Source organism: Kribbella orskensis (assembly GCF_004342085.1).
Classification (GTDB): Bacteria; Actinomycetota; Actinomycetes; order Propionibacteriales; family Kribbellaceae; genus Kribbella; species Kribbella orskensis.
Map to the genome: position 1 here is coordinate 12580 of NZ_SLWM01000009.1, position 20327 is coordinate 32906.

Here is a 20327-nt window from a genome sequence, read left to right on the forward strand (position 1 = left end):
ACCTCTATGGAGTGTGCGCATGAGTAATTCCCTGAGCTGTACCGACCTCTTCTTCGCCTGGCCCGACGGCGACGTGCTGTTCGACGGGCTGACCTTCGTGGCCGGCCCGGTCCGCTCCGGGCTGGTCGGCCGCAACGGCGTCGGCAAGTCCACCCTGCTGCGGCTGATCGCCGGCCGACTCGCACCGCAACGCGGGTCGATCCGGGTCAACGGCGAACTCGGCTACCTGCCGCAGGACCTCACCCTCGACACCGCTCTGCGCGTCGACCAGGCCCTGGGCATCGCCGGCATCCGTGCAGCGATCACCGCGATCGAGCAGGGCGACGCCTCGGACGCCAACTTCGCGGCCGTCGGCGACGGCTGGGACGTGGAGGAGCGGGCCGAGGCGATGCTCGGCAAGCTCGGCCTCGGCACGATCGGCCTGGACCGCAGCGTCGGCGAACTCTCCGGCGGCGAGACGATCCTGCTCGGCCTGGCCGCCGAACTGCTCCGCCGCCCCGACGTACTGCTGCTCGACGAGCCGACGAACAACCTGGACCTGCGCGCGCGGCGGCACCTGTACGACGCGGTCGAGGGATTCCGGGGAGCCCTGCTGATCGTGAGCCACGACCGCGAACTGCTCGACCGGGTCGACCAGATCGGCGACCTGCGCAAGGGCGAGGTCACCTGGTACGGCGGCAACCTCACGGCGTACGAGGAAGCCGTCGCGGTCGAGCAGGAGGCGGCCGAGCGGATGGTCCGCGCGGCCGAGTCCGACCTGAAGCGGCAGAAACGCGAACTGATCGAGGCGCGGATGAAGATGGACCGCCGCCGGGCCGCCGGTCAGCGCGCGTTCGAGCAGGGCGGCATCCCGAAGATCATCGCCGGCGGCCTCAAACGCTCCGCGCAGGTGTCGGCGGGCAAGCACCTCGGCATGCACAGCGACCGCTTCGACGCGGCCCAGGAAGCGCTGGCAGACGCGGAGGAGAAGGTCCACGACGACGACAGCATCCGCGTCGATCTGCCGAAGACCGCCGTACCGGCCGGACGGATCGTGCTGCGCTTGGAGGACTACGTACTCCGTACCGGCCTGCACGCCGACCTGGAGATCCGCGGCCCCGAACGCATCGCCCTGACCGGCCCGAACGGCGCAGGCAAGAGCACCCTGCTCCACGCCCTTGCCTCCGACAACAAACCTCTCGTCCCGTGGAGGCTGCTCCCACAGCGCCTCGACCTCCTGCAGGACGACCTGTCGGTGGTGGAGAACCTCGCCCTCCTCGCCCCCAGCGCAGAGAACCAGGAACGCCGAGCCCGCCTGGCCCGCTTCCTCTTCCGAGGCCGCGCGGCCGACCAACCCGTCAGCACCCTGTCCGGCGGCGAACGCTTCCGAGCAACCCTCGCCGCCCTCCTCCTGGCTGAACCCCCACCCCAGTTGCTGATGCTCGACGAACCCACCAACAACCTGGACCTCTCCAGCGTCACCCAACTCCGAGAAGCCCTGGCCTCCTACAACGGAGCCCTGGTGGTCGCCAGCCACGACCTCCCGTTCCTCCGCGAGATCGGCATCACCCGCTGGCTGTCGATAGAAGACAACGAACTCCACGAGATCGACCCGCTCTAGTACTCCGGACTCACGCCACTCCTTCGTCGCTTGCTCCCAGCACCGGTTGTTCGGCGCGCTCCTCTGTTGCAGGTCGGTGATCCCAAGGGGTTGGCGGGTCGGCGGGTTGGCCGGGGTACCTCGGAGGCCCCCGACCTTGTGCATCAGTTGAGTGTTTCTGGGCGTAGGACTTGCTCAATTTGATGCCCTACGTCGCCGCCAGCAAGTCGCCAGGGGCGCCGGCGGCAGACGGATCCTGTCGCCGGCGTCCGACATACTGAGAGCCCACCATCGAGACAGGGGTAGCTGTGACTCGACGTGCGCTCGTGACCGGGGGAGTGAGTGGGCTTGGGCTGGCGACTGTCGAGCGGTTGCGGGCGGATGGGATCGAGGTTGTCACCCTCGACCGGACAGCCGGTGCTGATGTGGTCTTGGACATCACCGACGAGGAAGCCGTAGCGTCGGCGGTCGCTGAGTTGGGCGGGATCGACATCCTGGTCAACTCCGCCGGCATCGTCGGGCCGAACCAGCCGCTGTGGGAGATCTCGACCGCCGACTGGGATCAAACGTTCGCAGTGAACGTCCGCGGCACCTTCCAGCTGTGCCGAGCAGTCATCCCCGGCATGCGCGAACGCGGCTGGGGGCGGATCGTCAACTTCGCGAGCATGGCCGGCAAGGACGGAAACGCGAACCTCTCCGCATACTCCGCCTCCAGGCAGCCGTCATCGCCATGACCAAGTCCCTCGGCAAGGAACTCGCCACCAGCGGCATCCTGGTCAACGTCATCGCCCCAGCCGTGATCGACACCCCCATGAACGCCGCCACCGCACCGGACGTGCTGGCCCGCCTCACCAGCCTGATCCCCATGCACCGCATCGGCCGCCCCGAAGAAGTAGCCGAGCTGGTCGCCTGGCTCACCTCCGACAAATGCAGCTTCTCCACCGGCGCCGTCTACGACATCAGCGGCGGCCGAGCAACCTACTGAGCCAGTACTCCGCCGCGCTCCTCCGGCCCCGCACTCCTCCGTCGCTTGCGTCAACCCCGCTAGGTCGCCGCTCGGTGAATGCGCTTGGGTGGATGCCAAGGCCGAGCGGACCCGGATCGCCCGAGGTGGGGGAGTGGGGGAAGTCGCCGGACGGCTGGTTGCGGGTCCGAGCGGCGTACGGATCGACAGGAGGTACTGCCTGCTCTCGGTCCATCAAGACCCTCGGTACGCCGGGAGGTTGCCGTCGCGAGGGACATCTACCTGTCGTTCGGTACAGCCGTGCCGGACTACCAACCCGGGGTGGGGTGTCGTGTGAGCGCAGGCTCGAATTGTCGGCCCGACAACTCGCAGCGGCCCGACAAACCCGCGGCGGCCCGACAACTCGCAGCGGCCCGACAAACCCGCGGCGGCCCGACAACCCGCAGCGGCCTGGAAAACCCCGCGGTGGCCTGATAACCAGGCCGAGCACGTCCGGCGATCAGCTCGCCTTCATCGCGACCACTCTGGCTTCTCTGAGCGGCGACGCAGGAGCGCCGAACCGGCGTGTGAGGTGAGGGCGAGCGACGGAGGAGTTGCCTGGGGCGGACTGCTAGGTGGGTGTTGGGGCGTCGGAGCGGAGTAGGCCGGTTGACTTCAGGTCGGACCAGATGCCGGAGGGGATGGAGACCCGGGCGAGGGCCGCGTTGGTGTGGACCTCGTCGGCGGTGCGGCAGCCGACGGCGATGCCGGCGACGGCGGGGTGGTGGAGGGGAAAGTTGAGGGCGACCGCCGGCAGGGTTACGCCGTGGGACTCGCAGATGTCGGCGAGTTGGTTGGCCTTGTCCACCAAGGGAGCAGGCGCAGGGGCGTAGTTGAAGGTCGCGTCCGCCGCTGGACGAGGTTGCGACAGCAGACCGGAGTTGAAGATGCCTACGGCAACTACCTGGACGTTGTTCTCGACGCAGGCGGGCATCACGTCGTCCAGGCCGTCGGGGTCCAGGAGGGTGTAACGGCCGGCGAGCATGATGGCGTCGATGTCTACTTCGCGGACGAAGCGGGTGAGCATCGCGGTCTGGTTCATGCCGGAGCCGATGGCGCCGATGACGCCCTGTTCGCGGAGTTCGATCAGGGTCGGGAAGGCGGTGGCGACGGCTTCCTCGTAGTGGTCGTCGGGGTCGTGGACGAAGACGACGTCGAGGCGGTCCGTGCCGATGCGGCGTAGGGAGTCCTCGATGCTCTGCAGGACGCCGTCGCGGCTGAAGTCCCAGCGGCGGCGTCGGCGGGAGGTGACAGCGAAGCCTTCGTCGTCGGTGGCGTCGGTGTCCGCTTCGTAGATGATCCGGCCGACCTTGCTGGACAGCACGTACTCGTCGCGGGGCTTCCCGGCGAGCCCACCACCCAGGCGCTCCTCAGCCAGACCGAGACCGTAGTGCGGTGCCGTGTCGAAGTACCGCCAGCCCTCGTCCCACGCGGCCTGTACGGTCGCGGCAGCCTCGGCATCAGCGACCGGCGTGAACAACCCGGCCAGCGGAGCGCCGCCGAGCCCGATTCGCGAGTCCTCCGGGAACAGCTTCATGACCGGGCTGCCGGCAGTCGCAGGTTCTGCATGCCTCCGTCGACCGCGAGCGCAGTACCGGTGGTCGAGGCGGATAGCGGGCTTGCCAGGTAGACGATCGCGGCAGCGACCTCCTCGGCGGTGACGAGCCGGCCCATCGGCTGCCGGGCTTCCAGGGCGGCACGCTCGGCGGCCGGGTCGGACGCGACGTCGAGCAGCCGGCCGACCCAGGGGGTGTCGGCGGTGCCCGGATTCACGCAGTTGACCCGGATGCCTTCGCGGACGTGGTCAGCGGCCATCGCCATGGTCAGCGCCAGTACTGCGCCCTTGCTGGCGCTGTAGAGCGCACGGTTCGGGAGGCCGGCGACGGCGGCGATCGAGCAGGTGTTGACGATCGCGGCAGCCGACGAGCGACGCAGGTAGGGAAGCGTCGCCCGGGTGACGCGTGCGATGCCGACGACGTTCACGTCGAGGACGCGGTGCCACTCCTCGTCGTCGTTGCCCGCCACGGTGCCCTGGGCGCCGATCCCGGCGTTGTTCACCAGGATGTCGATTCCGCCGAGCTGCAGCGCGGCCGCGGAGACCGCGTCCCGGACGGAGCTGTCGTCGCTCACGTCCGCGGCGATGCCGGTCAGCGGCGCGGGCACGTCCGGCTTCAGGTCGAAGACGACCACCTGGGCACCTCGCGCGGCCAGCAGCGAGGCGGCCGCCAGACCGATCCCCGAGGCTCCTCCGGTCACCACGGCCCGTAGGCCGGCGAAATCCGTCACTTCACGCTCTCCTTCGTCAGGTCAGTCCAGATCTTGCCAGTCGGGTACCGGAAGTCACACAGCGTCTCGGCATCCATCTCCGCGCTGAAGCCCGGCTGCGTCGGCGTGACGTAGTGGCCGTCCTTGATCGCGACCGGTTCCAGGAAGTGCTCGTGCAGGTGGTCGACGTACTCGATCACCCGGTTCTCGGTCGAACCGCTGACGGCCACCAGGTCGAACATCGACAGGTGCTGCACCAGCTCGCACAGCCCGACGCCACCCGCGTGCGGACACACCGGTACGCCGAACTTCGCCGCCAGCAGCAGGATCGCGATGTTCTCGTTCACCCCGGCGACCCGGGCCGAGTCGATCTGCAGGAACGACAGGGATCCGGCCTGCAGCATCTGCTTGAAGACCACCCGGTTCTGCACGTGCTCGCCGGTGGCCACCCGGACCGGCGCGACGGCCTGGGCGATCGCCGCGTGGCCGAGGATGTCGTCCGGGCTGGTGGGCTCCTCGACCCACCACACGTCGTACGGCTTCAGCGCCTCGATCCAGGAGATCGCCTCGGCCACGTCCCAGCGCTGGTTCGCGTCGATCGCGATCCGGATGTCCGGGCCGACCGCCTCGCGGGCCAGCCGCATCCGGCGGATGTCGTCGTCGAGGTTCGCGCCGACCTTCAGCTTGATCTGGGTGAACCCCTCGGCCACTGCCTGGTGGCAGAGCCGCACCAGCTTGGCGTCGTCGTACCCGAGCCAGCCGGGCGTGGTCGTGTACGCCGGGTAGCCCTGCTCGCGCAGCGACTTCTCCCGCTCGGCGCGACCCGGCACAGCGGCGTTCAGGATCTCCAGCGCCTCCTCGCGGGTGAGCGCGTCCGACAGGTACCGGAAGTCGACCAGGTCGACGATCTGCTCGGGGGAGAGGTCGGCCAGCAGCTTCCACAGCGGTACTCCGGCGCGCTTGGCGGCTAGGTCCCAGACGGCGTTCACCACCGCCCCGATCGCCATGTGCATGACGCCCTTCTCCGGGCCGAGCCAGCGCAGTTGCGAGTCGTGCACCAGGGACTTCCAGAAGCCGCCAAGGTCGTTCAGGGTCTCGTCCACGTCCAGGCCGATCACGTGGTCGCGGAGCGCCTCGATCGCGGCCGTCTGGACGTCGTTGCCGCGGCCGATGGTGAAGGCGAATCCGTGTCCTTCGAGCCCATCGCCGACGTCGGTGCGCAGGATCAGGTACGCCGCGGAGTAGTCCGGGTCGGCGTTCATCGCGTCGGAGCCGTCCAGGTCCAGCGAGGTGGGGAAGCGGACGTCGTACGTCTCGAACTCGGTGAAGCGTGGCATGAAGACCCGTTCTGGCAGTGTTCCGATCTGGCAGACCAGATCCTATAGGATATGGGGGTCGTTCGGGCAGTGCTCCGGCGAGTTAATTCATCCGTTCAAGGAACAAGGTCCGCGCCGGGTTCACCCGGCCCGGACCGACCGGCCGGGAGCCGCTGGATAGAGTCGAACCGTGCCCGACCACCAGGACGCTGACGAGCCCGGAGTACTGCGGTTGGGGCGGCGGTCGTTCGGACCGGCGGAGTTCGCGCTGATGGCGATCGTGAACCGGACGCCGGACTCCTTCTTCGACCGCGGCGCCACGTTCGCCACCGAGGCGGCGTACGAGGCGATCGATCGGGCGGTCGCCGACGGCGCGGACCTGGTCGACATCGGCGGGGTCAAGGCCGGGTACGGCGAGCCCGTCAGCGAGGACGAGGAACTCCGGCGCACGGTCGACTTCGTGGCGGGAATCCGCGAGCGCCACCCGGACCTCGTGATCAGCGTCGACACCTACCGCAGTGGCGTCGCCCGCCGGGTCGGAGCAGCCGGGGCGGACCTCATCAACGACACCTGGGCCGGCGCCGACCCCGACATCCCGGCCGCCGCCGCGGAGTACGGGACCGGGCTCGTGTGCAGCCACGTCGGCGGCCTCACCCCGCGGACCGACCCGCACCGGATGGCGTACGACGACGTGGTGGCCGACGTGATCCGCACGACCACGGCCCTCGCCGAACGGGCCGTCGCCGCGGGAGTGAGGCCGGACGGGATCCTCATCGACCCGACCCACGACTTCGGCAAGAACACCCTGCAGTCGCTCGAGCTGACCCGCCGGCTGGACGAACTCGCGGCGACCGGCTGGCCGGTGCTGGTGGCGGTCTCGAACAAGGATTTCATCGGCGAGACCCTCGACCTGCCGCCGGGACAGCGTGGCTCCGGGACACTCGCCGCGCTGACCGTCTCCGCCTGGCTGGGCGCCCGGGTCTTCCGGGTGCACGATGTCCCTGCGGCCCGGCAGGCGCTGGACCTGGTCGCAGTACTGCAGGGTGCCGCGCAGCCCGCTGGAACCCGAAGGAGCCTGGCTTGATTCGTCAGTTGGCCGATCTGACCGAGGACGAGGTGATCGCGGCGTACCAGGTCGACGATCGCTCGGTGCCCCATCTGCGGAGCAACTTCGTCTGCAGTATCGACGGCGCGGTCGAGATTGACGGGCAGTCGAAGTCGCTGTCGAACCAGGCGGACCAGGAGTTGTTCGGCAAGCTCCGGATGCTCAGCGACGTGATCCTGGTCGGTGCCGGGACTGTCCGAGCCGAGGGATACAACCCGCTCCGGCTCAGTGCCAAGCGCCGGGAGTGGCGGCAGGCGAACGGTCTGCCGGAGAACCCGACCCTGGCGATCGTCTCGTCACGGCTCGACCTGAACCCGATCAACCCGGTGTTCGCGCAGGCGCCGATCCGGCCGGTCGTGATCACGCACGCCGCGGCGCCGCCCGACCGCCACGAAGCACTCGCCGAGGTGGCCGACGTACTGGTCTGTGGCGAGACGTCGGTCGATCTCCCGACGGCCGTGGCCGCCTTGGCTGAGCGAGGGCTGCCGCAGATCCTGTCGGAGGGTGGGCCGCATCTGCTGGGTGCGCTCACCGAGGCGGATCTGGTGGACGAGATGTGCCTGTCACTGGCGCCGCTGCTGGCCGGCCCCGGTGCGGGTCGCATCACGGCCGGCCCCGTATCGACGATCGCCCGGCGGCTGGAGCTGAGGTCGGTGCTCGGCTCGGACGACGGGTACCTCTTCATGCGCTACCTCCGGGCCAACTGAGAGCCTCGACTACGGTTGACGTCGTGCCCATCGTCAGCGCCGCGGTCTGCCCGCATCCGCCGCTCCTGGTTCCCGAGATCGCCGGTGGAGCCGCCGCCGAGCTCGACGACCTGCGCGCTGCCTGCCTTGCCGCGATCGACCAGCTCGCAGACGCCGACACCCTGGTGATCGTGGGCTCCGGACCCACCACTGGCACCCGGTACGACGCGTCCGCCGGTGGCACGTTCGGCCCGTACGGCGCTCCCGGCGTACAGGTGGGCTCCGGCGAACCGGTGCTGCCGCTCTCGCTCACGATGGGCGCGTGGCTCGTCAACCAGAGCAAGGCGGCGGGTCTTCCGCGGTTCTCGATCACGGTCGCTGCCGACGAGACTCCGGCCGCCTGTCTGGAACTGGGGCAAGAGCTTGCCCATGGCAATGAACGGGTGGCTCTGCTGGTGATGGGGGACGGCTCGGCCCGCCGCAGCGAACACTCCCCGGTGCACCTTCACCCCCGTGCCGAGATCTTCGACACGACCGTCGCCGCCGCACTGGACCTGGCCGACACCACTACCTTGTCCGCGCTGGACCCAGACCTGGCGACGACTCTCCAGGCCGCTGGCCGAGCTCCTTGGCAGGTCCTGGCCGGTGCTACCGCGACCACCCCGCTCCAGGGCAACCTCACCCACCACACCGCCCCGTACGGCGTCGGCTACTTCGTCGCGAGCTGGACCTAGACGGCAGGTTCCACGTGGACGTCTGACCAGCGGGAGAAGGTTGCCGCGAGGTCCGAGTGGCCGGACTCGGTCAACTGGTTGGTCAGTTCTACTCGGGCGGCCCGGATCGCGTCGGCTGCTTCTTCCGCGGTCGGGTATGGGCCGGACCAGTTGCAGACCGCGTCGCCGGCGAACCACTCGCCCGCCGAGGAGCGGCGTACGTGGGAAGCGGCCAGGCGGTCGGCCGGGAGAGCATCTCCGCGCTCGGCGGCGAGTTGGACGACCGCGTCGACCGTGACGGTCTCGGCCGCCAGCTCCGTCAGCGGGCGCAGACAAACCGCGTCGGTGAGGACGAACTCGTAGCCCTCAGGTGCTCGCGAGGCCAGCCAGGCGAGTGCCTTCTGGGCGGTCTCGGCGAGCAGGCGCGAGTTGCCGGGATCCGCGAGCGTGTGGACGCCGCAGCGGCGGGTGTGGGTGGGGCGGAGTTCGTTCTGCCAGAGGCGGACCTGGAGCTCCTCGCGTCCGGACAGCCGACGCCCGAGGATGCGCGCCAGCCCGACGATGTCGAAGTTCAGCTCGTCGGGCGTCCGCTTCCGTCCCGGCTCCAACGGCTCACCAGGCAACGTCCCTCGCGTGGTCCAGGGCCCGACATGCCAGCGCTCCAAAGCCGTCATACCCCGACCCTACCCAGGCGGCTCAGTGCTGGTTGCCGGCCGAGCCGACCGTAGGCTGGCCGTATGACGTACACCGCGGGTCGCCTCGCGGACATGCTGGACGGGCAGGTGTCCTGGCTGTCCGTCCGTACTGCGTCGGCGCTGCCGGGGCCCGAGTGGATCTCCTGCGCCGAGCTCCTCGCGGACCAGCAGAACGGCGGCGACCCGACGTACGGGTGGCGCAAGGCGCTGGAGGACGACTACGGGCGCGAGTACGACATCGAGGCGCCGGTGCAGGTGGCCGCCATGTTCGTGCTGATGTGGTATGTCTCGGTGCCGTCCATGGTGGCCGGTCTGTCGACTGCGCTCGCCGGGGTCTCGCCGGACGTGTCACCGGCGTCCCTGGCGTTCCGGCGGCACCCGACCGCCCACTACCCGACTGACGTGGCTCTGCTGTCGCCCGACGTCGTGCCCTTGGCCAAGGCGGTCGAGCAGGTGGAATCGCACACCAGGGCCTTCACCGACAGCTACCGGCCCGGGGTGAAGCTCAGCTCGCGGCAGCGACTCGGTGCTGTCGAGGACGAGCTCCGGGGCGCGATGCGGCTACCCGAGGAAGCCCTGCAGGCGGCGGCTGCCGCGGAGGCCTTCCACATCAGGCTCGACCAGCAGATCCGCACGTCCTGCTGCTTCGTCTATGCCCTTCCCAACGTGAACCCTTGCGCCGGTTGCCCCCGGGTTCGCAGTACTCAGAGCGCGAAGGCGGTCGGCGGGGAACCCGTCCCGGTGACCAGCTCCGAGAGATAGCGGGCGACGAGCGGCACGAACTTGAACCCCTCGCCGTGGAACCCGGTCGCCACGCTGATCGGTCCGCGGCGATCGATCACGAAGTCGCCGCGCTCGGTGTTGTCGTAGAGGCAGCTGATCGCCTCCGACCTGGTCACATCCACTCCGGGGAACCAGTCGCGGACGTAAGAGACCAGCGCGGCGTCACGGTTGGGTTCGACCGCGAAGTCCCGCTGGTCCAGCTCGATCACCGCGCCGGTCGCGTGCATGCCGACCTTCACCCCACGGCCCTCCTCGAACACTCCGTAGACCGTGGCCGCGTCGAGCGGATCGTCGCCGCGGCGCCGGTGCACGAAGACCGGCCACGCGCTGTCCGGATCCAGCGGCGCGAAGAAGCGCGGCTGCTCCTGCGACACGGTGATCGCCGGCAACTCGAGCTGCCCACCGAGAATCCGCGGCGCCCACGGCCCGGCAGTCACCACCACCTGACGAGCCCGTACGGCGCCCGCGGGCGTCTCCAGGTCCACTAGACCCTCGGCCGCACCCGCCACCTTGAGCCCGGTGACCGGGCAGTTGGGGCGGAACTCCACTCCGAGGCTCTGGGCCGACTCCCGGATCGCGGTCAGCGCCTGGTCGGCCAGCGCGCGTCCCGACCTCGGCTGGTAGAGCACCTTCGTCTCGAACCGCATCCCGGGCCAGCGCTCGGTCGCCTCCGCCGGATCGAGCACCTCGTGGTCGATGCCGTGCCGCCTGAACTGCTCCTCGAACTCCCGGACCTGGTGCTCGTCCACGCCGTGGTCGACGCCACCGACGAGGTCGAGCATCCGCACACCGGTCTCGCTCTCCAGCTCCTCCCACAAGACTCGTGACTGCTCGGCCCGGAGGAGTTCGGCCTCGTCGTCTATCGCCAGCCGGAAGAGTCTCGTGCCACCGTGCGAACCGCCACGGTTGTGCCCGAGCTCGTACTGCTCCAGGACCAGCACCTCGCGGCCGGCCGCGGCGAGAGCGCGGGCGGCCGCGGAGCCCATCGCCCCGGCGCCGATCACGACGACGTCATAGGTCTGCATTCGTCATTCCTACCCGGCCGCTCCGGATACCGGCCACTGGCGCCGGCTCGGCCGGGTATTTCGCTGAGAGCGGAAAGCGCGACCGGGGGGCCACCGCGTCAGCCGCCGGGACCCCGCTGCGGACGGACCCCGCCGGGATCGGCCGAGGAGATCGGGCGCGGAATATTGTCGGTGGGCGGCGGCACTATGTCGACCATGACTTCGACACAGTGTTGGACGGGCGCCGCAGGGTGGCTGACGTCATCGAGGGGTAACCCGCTATCGGTTGTCCGTACCCAGGGCCGCGGTTAGGTTCGCTGACGTGACCGCGTCCGGCGATTTCCCGGCGACGACTCCGATCGGCTCCCGCGTGGAGGCGGAGGGTTACGTCGCGATGGTGTGTTTCAAGCACGGACCTCCCCAGCTGCACGGCGTCGAGCTGGAGTGGACGGTGCACCATGCGGACGATCCGCACCGGCCGCTCGACGCCGGACAACTCAGCAAGGCCCTGGGCGTGCACGCGCCCGCCACCCTGGTCCGGGGCAGCCCGCAGCTGCCACTGAGCCGGGGTGCTCTGGTCACGGTGGAGCCGGGTGGCCAGGTGGAGATCTCCGGCCCCGCCTCGGCCTCCGTGCCCAGGCTGATCGAGGACACCGCCGCAGATGCCGCGGAGCTCTTCTCCCTTCTCGCCACCGAAGACCTGGTGCCCGGCGCCCACGGTCTCGACGCCTTCCGCCCGCCCCGCCGCATCCTCACCGTCCCGCGCTATGCCGCGATGGAGCGTGCCTTCGAGCAGCTCGGCCCGCACGGCCCGCGGATGATGTGCAGCACGGCCGGCCTGCAGGTCTGCCTCGACGCAGGCGAGAAGGACCAGACCGCGCTCCGCTGGCGAGCACTGCACAACCTCGGCCCGGCGCTGGTCGCTCTGTTCGCGAACTCCCGGCGCCGGGCGGGCTCCGACACCGGCTGGGCGTCCGCCCGGACCGAGGCGACCTTCGGCACGTGTGCCCCTTTCACCGAGCCACCTCCGCTCAACGGCGACCCGGCCGAGGCGTGGGCCCGGACCGCGATGGATGCGCCCGTGCTCTGCCTACGCCGGGGTGACACGTGGGACGCCCCTGCCGGTCTCACCTTCGGTGCCTGGGCGGATGGCGCTCTGGTCGGCAGTGACCTGGCCGTCGGAGATCCGGCCGGCGGCAGACCGACGTACGACGATCTCGTGTACCACCTGTCCACCTTGTTCCCGCCGGTCCGGCCGCGCGGGTACCTCGAGGTGCGCTACCTGGACGCGCAGCAGGGGGACGGGTGGATCGCGCCGACCCTGCTGCTGACCGCGTTGATGTCCGACCCCGCGCTGATCGACCAGGCACTGGCCGCGGCCGAGCCGTCGGCCGGGCGCTGGTTCCCGGCTGCCCGGGAAGGGCTGGACGACAAGTTGGTCCTGCAGACCGCGCGTGACGTGGTCGAGCTCGGGACCGAGGCATTGAGCCGCACCGGCGTGGATCAGGACCTGATCACCGAGGTCGGCACCCGACTGCACTGCATCGTCGACGACACCCACAGAAGGCGAGCATCATGAACCACCAGTTGTCCGACCTGACCGCCGAGGAGCTGCGCTCGTTCGTCGCCGCGCAGCTGGAACGCTCGCGTGGCCGGACCGTCCAGCTGACCGACGCGGTCGACACCGACGACCTGGTCCGGCAGCACTCCCGGCTGATGTCGCCGCTGGTCTGGGACTACGCGCACATCGGCAACCAAGAGGAGCTCTGGCTGGTCCGTGACGTCGGCGGCCGCGAACCGGTCCGCCAGGACATCGATGAGCTGTACGACGCGTTCATGCACGCCCGGGCCGACCGGCCGTCGCTGCCGCTGCTCGGTCCCACCGAGACCCGCGAGTACGTCGTCGAGGTCCGCGACAAGGTGCTCGACGTGCTCGACCACGTGAAGTTCAGCGGTGGTCGCGAACTGGTCGACAACGCCTTCGCGTTCGGCATGATCGTGCAGCACGAGCAGCAGCACGACGAGACCATGCTCGCCACGCACCAGCTCCGCACGGGCGCTCCGGTGCTCGACGCTCCAGCACCACCCGCCGGGCGACGGCTGGCCCGGTCCGAGGTGCTGGTGCCGGGCGGGGTGTTCGAGATGGGCACCTCGATCGAGCCATGGGCGCTCGACAACGAGCGACCCGCGCATGCGGTGCACGTCGCGCCGTACGTGATCGACACGGCGCCGGTGAGCAACGGGGACTACCTGAAGTTCGTGACCGGCGGCGGCTACCAGGACGCGCAATGGTGGTCCGAGGCCGGCTGGGCGCATGTGCAGAAAGCCTCGCTGGTCGCGCCGCGCTTCTGGGAACTCGTCGACGGCAACTGGCTGCGGACCCGCTTCGGCCATCGCGAGCTGCTGCCGCTCGACGAGCCGGTGATGCACGTCTGCTTCTACGAGGCCGAGGCGTATGCGCGCTGGGCGGGCAAGCGGCTGCCGACCGAGGAGGAGTGGGAGATGGCCGCGCGGTTCGACCCGGCGACCGGACGGACGCGGCGCTTCCCGTGGGGCGACGAGAGCCCGGGCCCGCAGCACGCGAACCTCGGCCAGCGTCATCTCCGTCCGGCGCCGATCGGGGCCTACCCGGCAGGCGCCTCGCCGCTCGGTGTCGAGCAGTTGATCGGCGACGTCTGGGAGTGGACCAGCAGCGACTTCAGGCCGTACCCGGGGTTCCGCGCGTTCCCGTACGACGAGTACTCGCTGGTCTTCTTCGGGAGCGACTACAAGATGCTGCGCGGCGGATCCTTCGGCACGGACGAGGTGGTGGCCCGCGGCACCTTCCGTAACTGGGACTACCCGATCCGCCGGCAGATCTTCGCCGGCTTCCGCTGTGCCCGGGATCCGCGGCCGGAGGAGCTCGCCTGATGTGCCGTCATCTGGCCTACCTCGGGCCGCCGGTGTCGCTGGCGTCGCTGGTGCTGGAGCCGCCTCACTCGCTGTACCGCCAGAGCTGGGCCCCGTCCGACATGCGCGGCGGTGGCTCGGTCAACGCCGACGGCTTCGGCCTCGGCTGGTACGTCGACGGGGCTGCGCCTGTGCGGTATCGGCGGAGTGTGCCGATCTGGGCGGACGAGTCGTTGCCGGGGCTGGCTCGATCGATCCAGTCGGGCGCGGTGCTGGCCGCAGTACGGAACGGGACGGTGGGGTCGCCGCTGACCGAGTCGGCGGTGGCACCGTTCGTGCGGGACCAGTGGTTGTTCAGCCACAACGGGCTGATCAGCGGCTGGCCCGGCTCGATCTCGAAGCTCGCCGAGGCACTGCCCGTCTCCGAGCTGCTCACCCTTGACGCCCCGATGGACTCGGCGTTGCTCTGGGCTCTGATCCAGGACCGCCTGTACTCCGGATCGTCCGCGGCCGAGGCTGTCGCGTCAGTCGTGCGCGAGGTGGCGGCGGCGGCACCCGAATCCCGGCTGAACGTGCTGCTGACAGACGGCGAGCAACTGGTCGCGACCACCTGGACACACTCGCTCTGGGTCCGGCGTACGACGGATTCCGTGACGGTCAGCTCGGAGCCCTGGACCACCGACGGCTGGGAAGAAGTCCCGGACTATTCATTGCTCTTGGCAACGGCAACGACCGTAGCCATCACACCTCTCGCTCCAGGACCGCAGGAGCTCCCGATGGAAGGACGACAGTGCACTCTCTGACCCCACCCCACCGCCCCGGTCAGGGGACCCTGATCGACCCCGAGATCGATATTCACCTGACCCCGGACTACGCGGCTCGCGCGCTGCGGGCGGATGCCCGGGCCGGGTTGACCGCGGAGCCGAAGTGGCTTGCGCCGAAGTGGTTCTACGACGCCCGCGGCAGTGAGCTGTTCGAGCAGATCACCCGGCTGCCGGAGTACTACCCGACCCGGGCCGAGCGGGAGATCCTGAAGGCCAGGTCGCGCGAGATCGCGGAACTGACCGGCGCGCACACCCTGGTCGAGCTCGGCTCCGGCTCGTCGGAGAAGACCAGGCTGCTGCTCGACGGCCTGCGCGACCACGGCACGCTGACCACGTTCGTACCGCTGGACGTCTCCGAGTCCGCGCTGCGCGACGCGGCCGCGGCGATCACCGCGGACTACCCGAGCATGGTCGTGCACGGGGTGGTCGGCGACTTCACGGCGCACCTGGACAAGCTGCCGGGCGAGGCTCCCCGGGTCGTCGCGTTCCTCGGCGGCACGATCGGGAACCTGCTGCCCGACGAGCGCGGCGACTTCTTCGAGTCCGTCCGCGAGGTACTGGAGCCTGGGGAGTGGTTGCTGCTCGGCACCGACCTGGTGAAGGACCCGGCCACCCTCGTCGCGGCGTACGACGACAGCGCGGGCGTGACGGCCGAGTTCAACCGGAACGTGCTGCGGGTGCTGAACCGGCAGCTCGGCGCGGACTTCGACGTGGACGCGTTCAGCCACGTGGCGATCTGGGACGCCGACAACGAGTGGATCGAGATGCACCTGCGCGCCGACCGGGCGATGCGGGTGCTGATCCCGGAGATCCGGCTCGAGGTGAACTTCGCCGAGGGCGAGGAGCTCAGCACCGAAGTGTCCGCCAAGTTCCACCGGCACGGCGTCGAGGCCGAGCTCGACAAGGCCGGCTTCACCTCCGGCGCCTGGTGGACCGACTCGCAGGACCGCTTCGCCCTCTCCCTCTGGCAGGCCGTCTAGAACCTCTTGCGTCCGAAGAACCGCTGAGACGTCTCCGCAGTTCCTCGGACGCGAGGTCGGTCGGCCTACCGTGGTAGTGGTTCTCCGGCGGTTCGTCGTTGCTGTTGGCCACGGGCCGGTGGACACCGTCCGCCGACCCGCGTGCCAGAACATCGCCTGCGGCAACTATCCCTGCGACTTGATCAGGTCGTTGATCTTGCCGACGTAGGCCTGCAGGTCGCTGACCGGCTTCTTGCCGCTCAGGATCGGCTGGTACATCGCGGTGGTCAGGTCGCCCACCTGCGACGACCACTGGGTGGTGAAGCGGACGCCGACAGTCTTCTCGGCGGCCAGGTCGGCCTTCACCGTGTCGACCACCGTCGTCTGGTTCGACTTCGTCAGCGCGCCGAAGTAGCTCTCCTGTGCCGGGGTGTACGCCGGGGGAGCGACCGGCGCGGCCGGCAGCACGGCGTCCCACACCTTGGTGTTCAGGTACTGCAGCACCTTGTACGTCGAGTCCTCGTTCGCCGTGTACTGCGGGGTGCAGATGCCGACCGAGTCGTACAAAGTGGTCGGGGTGGTCACCTGCGGGAACGGCGCGAAGCCGTACTTGATCTTCGGCTTGTCCGTCTGGAACCCGGCCGCGAGCCACTGGCCGCCGAACATCATCGGCACCTTGCCGCCGGAGAACAGCGCCGGCACGTTCGAGGCGTCGTACCCGGGCGGGGCGACGGCGCCGGACTTGATCGCCTCGGCGAGCTTGGTGACGCCCTCGGTGTACTTGTCGTCCGCCTCGGCCTTGGTCGGGTGGTTCACGTTGTCGGTGAACGGTGCGCCGCCCGCGGACACGGAGTACAGGCTCATCGTGAAGGGGGCATCGGCGGAGGTGAGCTGGTCCGCGACCAGCCCGTACTTCGCGCCGCCCTTGTTGGCGAGCTTGCCGGCGGCGTCGTACATGTCGTCCCAGGTCCAGCCGGCCTTGGGCTCGGGGAGGCCGGCCGCCTTGAAGGCGTCGAGGTTGTACCAGACGCCGTAGGTGTTCATCAGCGACGGCAGGCCGCCCATCTGACCCTCGGCCGTCTTCCAGTTCTCCATCGCGGAGGCGACGAACTTGTCGGCCTTGAAGTCGCCGTCGCCGTCGGCGATCCGCTTCGACCAGTCCACCAGCAGGCCCTGCGAGGTGTACTGCTGCTCGGTGTCGTTGCCGCACCAGAACAGGTCCGGCAGCTTCTTCGCCTGGGTCAGCGACGCGAGCTTGTCTCCGTACCCGCCGCTCGGGGTGTCGATCAGCTGCACGGTGATCTTGTCGTCCTTGAACCCTTCCAGCGCCTTCTTGATGGCGGCGTTGGTCTCCGGCGACTCCCACGTCATCACGGTCACGGTGACCGGTCCGTCGGCGTCGCCGCCGCTGTCCGATCCGCCGCAGGCCGTTGCCGTCAGCAACCCGGCGCACGCCAGGGTGGTACCGATGATCCTCTTCACAGCTGTGCTCCTCGGGGGTTCGGGGTTACTTCTGAGTGGTGCTGCCCAGTGAGCCGAGGCCCTGGATGAAGTAGCGCTGCGCGGCGAAGAAGATGATCAGCGGCGGCAGCATGTAGAGCAGGTTGGTGGCCATGTAGTAGCTCCAGTTCGGCGTCTGCCCGGCGAACGGCGAGATGAACGACGCCATCCCGACCGACAGCGGCCACTTCTCCGAGGAGTACAGGTAGACCAGCGGATTCAGGAAGTCGTTCCAGGACGCCTGGAAGGCCAGGATCGCCATCGTGATCCAGGCCGGCCGGGTCAGCGGCAGCATCACGCTGGTGAAGATCCGGAAGTGCCCGGCGCCGTCGATCTTGGCCGCCTCGTCGATCGAGTACGGGATGGCCAGGAAGTACTGCCGGGCCAGGAAGATGAACAGCGGGTTGCCGCCGAAGAAGGCCGGCACGATCAGCGGCAGCCAGGTGTCGTACCAGCCGATGCTCTTGTACAGCTGGAACAGCGGGATCAGGCCCACCACGCCGGGCAGCAACATGCTGCCGACGAACAGGTAGAACCAGAGCTTCCGGCCGGGGAACCGCAGCCGGGCCAGGGCGTAGCCCGCCATCATCGCGGTCATCACCCCGCCGAGCACGCTGAGCACCGTGATGATGGTGGAGTTCAGCAGCAGCCGCGGGAAGTGGATCGCCTGCGGGCCGTTGACGAAGTTGCTCCACTTGAACTCGTGCGGCAGCAACCTCGGCGGCACCTCGAACACGGCGGTCCCGCTCTTCAGGCCGATGGTGATCATCCACAGCAGCGGGACGACCATCACCGAACTGATGAAGAGCGCGATCACGTACCACGACGCCGTACCGACAGGTCGTCGCCGGCCCGGGGGAGCCGGGCTCTTGGCACTGGTCTGGGTGAGTGCGGCCGCCTCGGCGGCTCGGGGCGCTTCCGCGGTTTCAGTCGGGAGTGTTGTCACTGTAGGTCCAGAGCGAGGAGAACTTCGCGGTCAGGGCGATCACGGCGATGATCAGGATGAACAGCACCCACACCTGGGCGGAGGCGTACCCGAGCTGGGGAACCCTGCCGAGGTTGGAGAATCCGTTGTTGTAGATCGACAGCATCAGCACGCTGGTGCTGAAACCGGGTCCGCCGTTGGTGAGGATCTTCGGCTGGTTGAACGTCTGCAGCGCGGCCGTCGTCTGCAGGATCACCTGCAGCAGCATGATCGGGCTGATCATCGGCAGGGTGATCCGGAAGAACACCGAGTACGGCCCCGCGCCGTCGACCCGGGCCGCCTCGTAGAGCTCGGTCGGCACGGCCTGCAGCGCGGCCAGGAAGATGATCATCGTGCCGCCGACGCCCCACAGCATCACGGTCACGATCGAGGGCATCGACATCGCCGGACTCTGCAGCCAGTTGCTGGTCGGCAGGTGCAGCTTCTCCAGAATGGTGTTCAGCAACCCCACCTGAGGATTGAGGATGAACTTCCAGAGCGTGATGGTCGCGACCGCGGGCAGCACCACCGGCAGGTAGGCCAGTGTCCTGACGATCCGGACGCCGGCGAAGCGCTGGTTGCAGAACATCGCGAGCGCCAGCCCGATCGCGAGCGAGAGCGGGACGTAGAGCACCACCAGGTACCCGGTCGCGCGCAGCGACGGCCAGAACGCGGGGTCGACGGTGAACAGCCGGCGGAAGTTGGCCAGGCCGACGAAGACCGGATCGGTCAGGCCGTTGTACTTGGTCAGCGCGAGATAGAACGAGCGGATCAGCGGATACACCACGAAGACCGTGAAGCCGATGATCGCGGGCGCGATGAACAGGTACGCCGCCTTCACGTCCGAGCCCGCGTTCCGGCTCAGCCCACGGCCCCCTCCGGGTCCGTCACGATTCATCCTGCCTCCTGGATGGTAACGTTTCCAACGGGTTATTGTTGTGTGACGATGCCGTGTCGTGAGAGAGAAGTCAACCCTGTGTCCGAAACGTTTCCAAGACAGCCGGAGCCCAGCCGCCCGACGATGATCGACGTGGCCAAGCGCGCCGGAGTGGGACTCGGCACGGTGTCCCGGGTGGTCAACGGCGGCGCGGGTGTGCGGGACGAGACCGCGAGCCGGGTGCGCGCCGCGATCGACGCGCTGGGCTTCCAGCGCAACGAGGTCGCCCGCGCACTCCGGCCCGGGAAGAAGTCGTCCAGCCTGGCCCTGGTGCTCGGTGACCTCACCAACCCGTTCTTCGCGACGATCGCGAAGTCGTCGCTCGAAGTGGCCGGCCAGGTCGGTTTCGCGGTGGTGCTCGGCAGCGTCGACGAGGATCCCGAAGGGGAGAAGCGCGCGATCCAGGAACTGATCGGGCGGCAGGTGGCCGGCCTGATGATCGTGCCGGACCAAGGGGACCATTCGTTCCTGGCGAGCGCCGGCGTGCCGGTGGTCTTCGTGGACCGGCCCGCGCACGGGATCGATGCCGACATCGTGATGGTAGACAACGAAGGCGGCGGCCGGCTTGCCGCGGAACACCTTCTCCAGCAGGGACATGAGCGCATCGCGATCCTGCTCGCCCCGTCGTACTACACCACCGGCCGGCGGTTGCGCGGCTATCGCCGGGCTTATCGCTCGGCCGGTCTCGACGTCGACGAGAGCCTCGTCGTTCAGCTGTCGGAAGGTAACGCCGAGGCTGCCGAGAAGGCGACGCGCGAACTGATGCACCGCCCCGATCCGCCGACCGCTTTCTTTGCCTCGACGAACTTTCTCACCGAGGGCGTACTGCGTGCGCTGCGCGGGGTGGACGCCGAGCCGGCCGTGGTCGGGTTCGACGACTTCCGGCTGGCCGACATGCTCCCGACCCCGGTGACGGTCGTTGCCTCCGACATCGCCGAGCTCGGCCGGACCGCGGCCCGCCTGCTGCTCGACCGGACCTCCGGCATCGACACCCGGCCGCCGCAGCGCATCGTCCTTCCGTGCGCGCTGATCCAGCGAGGCTCGGGAGAGCGCCCGCCTTCTGCTGGGAAGAGAATCAAAGCCGAGCCGGCGGGGGAGTAGGTAG

18 protein-coding genes and 1 pseudogene are annotated in these 20327 nt (G+C 69.1%); 11 read left to right on the forward strand and 8 right to left on the reverse strand.

Annotation, left to right across the window (positions count from 1 at the left end; genetic code table 11):
* Nucleotides 1-19 precede the first annotated feature (19 nt).
* Both EV644_RS23505 and EV644_RS46515 read left to right on the forward strand, forming a co-directional pair.
* Nucleotides 20-1600 carry an ABC-F family ATP-binding cassette domain-containing protein gene (locus EV644_RS23505; protein WP_132191078.1) on the forward strand — a complete coding sequence of 527 codons (1581 nt, stop codon included), beginning with the start codon at nucleotides 20-22 and terminating at the stop codon, nucleotides 1598-1600.
* A 305-nt stretch (nucleotides 1601-1905) separates the two neighbouring features.
* Nucleotides 1906-2564: pseudogene (locus EV644_RS46515) on the forward strand (SDR family NAD(P)-dependent oxidoreductase).
* Between the two features lie 589 nt (nucleotides 2565-3153).
* Here the strand turns inward: EV644_RS46515 and EV644_RS23515 are convergent.
* The 3 genes from EV644_RS23515 to EV644_RS23525 are packed head-to-tail and all read right to left on the reverse strand — an operon-like array spanning nucleotide 3154 to nucleotide 6184.
* Nucleotides 3154-4119, reverse strand: a complete 966-nt coding sequence (locus EV644_RS23515; protein WP_132191077.1) for an aldo/keto reductase — start codon at nucleotides 4117-4119, stop codon at nucleotides 3154-3156.
* Nucleotides 4116-4868, reverse strand: coding sequence for an SDR family NAD(P)-dependent oxidoreductase (locus EV644_RS23520; RefSeq protein ID WP_132191076.1), 753 nt, complete (start codon nucleotides 4866-4868; stop codon nucleotides 4116-4118). Before EV644_RS23520 ends, EV644_RS23515 begins: the two co-directional genes overlap by 4 nt.
* The gene (locus EV644_RS23525; protein ID WP_132191075.1) at nucleotides 4865-6184 is read right to left on the reverse strand and encodes an L-fuconate dehydratase; all 1320 of its coding nucleotides are present in this window, start codon (nucleotides 6182-6184) and stop codon (nucleotides 4865-4867) included. Before EV644_RS23525 ends, EV644_RS23520 begins: the two co-directional genes overlap by 4 nt.
* 250 nt (nucleotides 6185-6434) lie before the next feature.
* On the opposite strand from EV644_RS23525, the gene folP reads away from it, so the two are divergent.
* The 3 genes from folP to EV644_RS23540 are packed head-to-tail and all read left to right on the forward strand — an operon-like array spanning nucleotide 6435 to nucleotide 8688.
* Nucleotides 6435-7247, forward strand: coding sequence for a dihydropteroate synthase (folP, locus tag EV644_RS23530; protein ID WP_132191118.1), 813 nt, complete (start codon nucleotides 6435-6437; stop codon nucleotides 7245-7247).
* Nucleotides 7244-7975, forward strand: coding sequence for a pyrimidine reductase family protein (locus EV644_RS23535; RefSeq protein WP_132191074.1), 732 nt, complete (start codon nucleotides 7244-7246; stop codon nucleotides 7973-7975). The genes folP and EV644_RS23535 overlap by 4 nt, the downstream gene beginning before the upstream one ends.
* A 23-nt stretch (nucleotides 7976-7998) precedes the next feature.
* The gene (locus tag EV644_RS23540; RefSeq protein ID WP_132191073.1) at nucleotides 7999-8688 is read left to right on the forward strand and encodes a class III extradiol dioxygenase subunit B-like domain-containing protein; all 690 of its coding nucleotides are present in this window, start codon (nucleotides 7999-8001) and stop codon (nucleotides 8686-8688) included.
* Here EV644_RS23540 and EV644_RS23545 read toward each other — a convergent pair.
* Nucleotides 8685-9341 (reverse strand): hypothetical protein, encoded by a 657-nt coding sequence (locus EV644_RS23545; protein WP_132191072.1) that lies wholly within the window; start codon nucleotides 9339-9341, stop codon nucleotides 8685-8687. The genes EV644_RS23540 and EV644_RS23545 overlap by 4 nt on opposite strands.
* A 63-nt stretch (nucleotides 9342-9404) precedes the next feature.
* Here EV644_RS23545 and EV644_RS23550 point away from each other — a divergent pair, with 63 nt between their 5' ends.
* Entirely contained in the window at nucleotides 9405-10124 is a 720-nt protein-coding gene (locus tag EV644_RS23550) for a (2Fe-2S)-binding protein (protein ID WP_132191071.1), read from the forward strand.
* Here the strand turns inward: EV644_RS23550 and EV644_RS23555 are convergent.
* Nucleotides 10067-11170 (reverse strand): FAD-dependent oxidoreductase, encoded by a 1104-nt coding sequence (locus EV644_RS23555; RefSeq protein ID WP_132191070.1) that lies wholly within the window; start codon nucleotides 11168-11170, stop codon nucleotides 10067-10069. The genes EV644_RS23550 and EV644_RS23555 overlap by 58 nt on opposite strands.
* Before the next feature lie 301 nt (nucleotides 11171-11471).
* Between EV644_RS23555 and EV644_RS23560 the strand changes: the two genes are divergently transcribed.
* The 4 genes from EV644_RS23560 to egtD are packed head-to-tail and all read left to right on the forward strand — an operon-like array spanning nucleotide 11472 to nucleotide 15842.
* The gene (locus tag EV644_RS23560) at nucleotides 11472-12728 is read left to right on the forward strand and encodes a glutamate-cysteine ligase family protein (RefSeq protein ID WP_132191069.1); all 1257 of its coding nucleotides are present in this window, start codon (nucleotides 11472-11474) and stop codon (nucleotides 12726-12728) included.
* Entirely contained in the window at nucleotides 12725-14059 is a 1335-nt protein-coding gene (gene egtB, locus EV644_RS23565; protein ID WP_132191068.1) for an ergothioneine biosynthesis protein EgtB, read from the forward strand. The genes EV644_RS23560 and egtB overlap by 4 nt, the downstream gene beginning before the upstream one ends.
* Entirely contained in the window at nucleotides 14059-14841 is a 783-nt protein-coding gene (gene egtC, locus EV644_RS23570) for an ergothioneine biosynthesis protein EgtC (RefSeq protein WP_132191067.1), read from the forward strand. Before egtB ends, egtC begins: the two co-directional genes overlap by 1 nt.
* The gene (gene egtD / locus EV644_RS23575) at nucleotides 14829-15842 is read left to right on the forward strand and encodes an L-histidine N(alpha)-methyltransferase (RefSeq protein WP_241998710.1); all 1014 of its coding nucleotides are present in this window, start codon (nucleotides 14829-14831) and stop codon (nucleotides 15840-15842) included. Before egtC ends, egtD begins: the two co-directional genes overlap by 13 nt.
* A 165-nt stretch (nucleotides 15843-16007) precedes the next feature.
* Here egtD and EV644_RS23580 read toward each other — a convergent pair whose 3' ends face one another.
* From EV644_RS23580 to EV644_RS23590, 3 genes are read right to left on the reverse strand one after another with little or no spacing between them, the layout of a single operon-like run.
* A complete protein-coding gene (locus EV644_RS23580; protein ID WP_132191066.1) occupies nucleotides 16008-17303 on the reverse strand; it encodes an ABC transporter substrate-binding protein in 1296 nt (431 codons plus the stop codon).
* Between the two features lie 25 nt (nucleotides 17304-17328).
* The gene (locus tag EV644_RS23585) at nucleotides 17329-18267 is read right to left on the reverse strand and encodes a carbohydrate ABC transporter permease (protein ID WP_241998709.1); all 939 of its coding nucleotides are present in this window, start codon (nucleotides 18265-18267) and stop codon (nucleotides 17329-17331) included.
* Nucleotides 18248-19183, reverse strand: a complete 936-nt coding sequence (locus EV644_RS23590) for a carbohydrate ABC transporter permease (RefSeq protein WP_199239968.1) — start codon at nucleotides 19181-19183, stop codon at nucleotides 18248-18250. Before EV644_RS23590 ends, EV644_RS23585 begins: the two co-directional genes overlap by 20 nt.
* 78 nt (nucleotides 19184-19261) lie before the next feature.
* Between EV644_RS23590 and EV644_RS23595 the strand changes: the two genes are divergently transcribed.
* Nucleotides 19262-20323: a LacI family DNA-binding transcriptional regulator gene (locus EV644_RS23595; protein WP_241998707.1), complete on the forward strand. Its 1062-nt coding sequence runs from the start codon at nucleotides 19262-19264 to the stop codon at nucleotides 20321-20323.
* Nucleotides 20324-20327: the final 4 nt, after the last annotated feature.

Bases quoted from the DNA above. Each gene is read 5' to 3' on its own strand.
- EV644_RS23505 (WP_132191078.1), top strand. From the start codon at position 20: ATGAGTAATTCCCTGAGCTGTACCGACCTCTTCTTCGCCTGGCCCGAC.
- EV644_RS23515 (WP_132191077.1), bottom strand. From the start codon at position 4,119: ATGAAGCTGTTCCCGGAGGACTCGCGAATCGGGCTCGGCGGCGCTCCG.
- EV644_RS23525 (WP_132191075.1), bottom strand. From the start codon at position 6,184: ATGCCACGCTTCACCGAGTTCGAGACGTACGACGTCCGCTTCCCCACC.
- folP (WP_132191118.1), top strand. From the start codon at position 6,435: ATGGCGATCGTGAACCGGACGCCGGACTCCTTCTTCGACCGCGGCGCC.
- EV644_RS23545 (WP_132191072.1), bottom strand. From the start codon at position 9,341: ATGACGGCTTTGGAGCGCTGGCATGTCGGGCCCTGGACCACGCGAGGG.
- EV644_RS23550 (WP_132191071.1), top strand. From the start codon at position 9,405: ATGACGTACACCGCGGGTCGCCTCGCGGACATGCTGGACGGGCAGGTG.
- EV644_RS23555 (WP_132191070.1), bottom strand. From the start codon at position 11,170: ATGCAGACCTATGACGTCGTCGTGATCGGCGCCGGGGCGATGGGCTCC.
- egtB (WP_132191068.1), top strand. From the start codon at position 12,725: ATGAACCACCAGTTGTCCGACCTGACCGCCGAGGAGCTGCGCTCGTTC.
- egtC (WP_132191067.1), top strand. From the start codon at position 14,059: ATGTGCCGTCATCTGGCCTACCTCGGGCCGCCGGTGTCGCTGGCGTCG.
- EV644_RS23590 (WP_199239968.1), bottom strand. From the start codon at position 19,183: ATGAATCGTGACGGACCCGGAGGGGGCCGTGGGCTGAGCCGGAACGCG.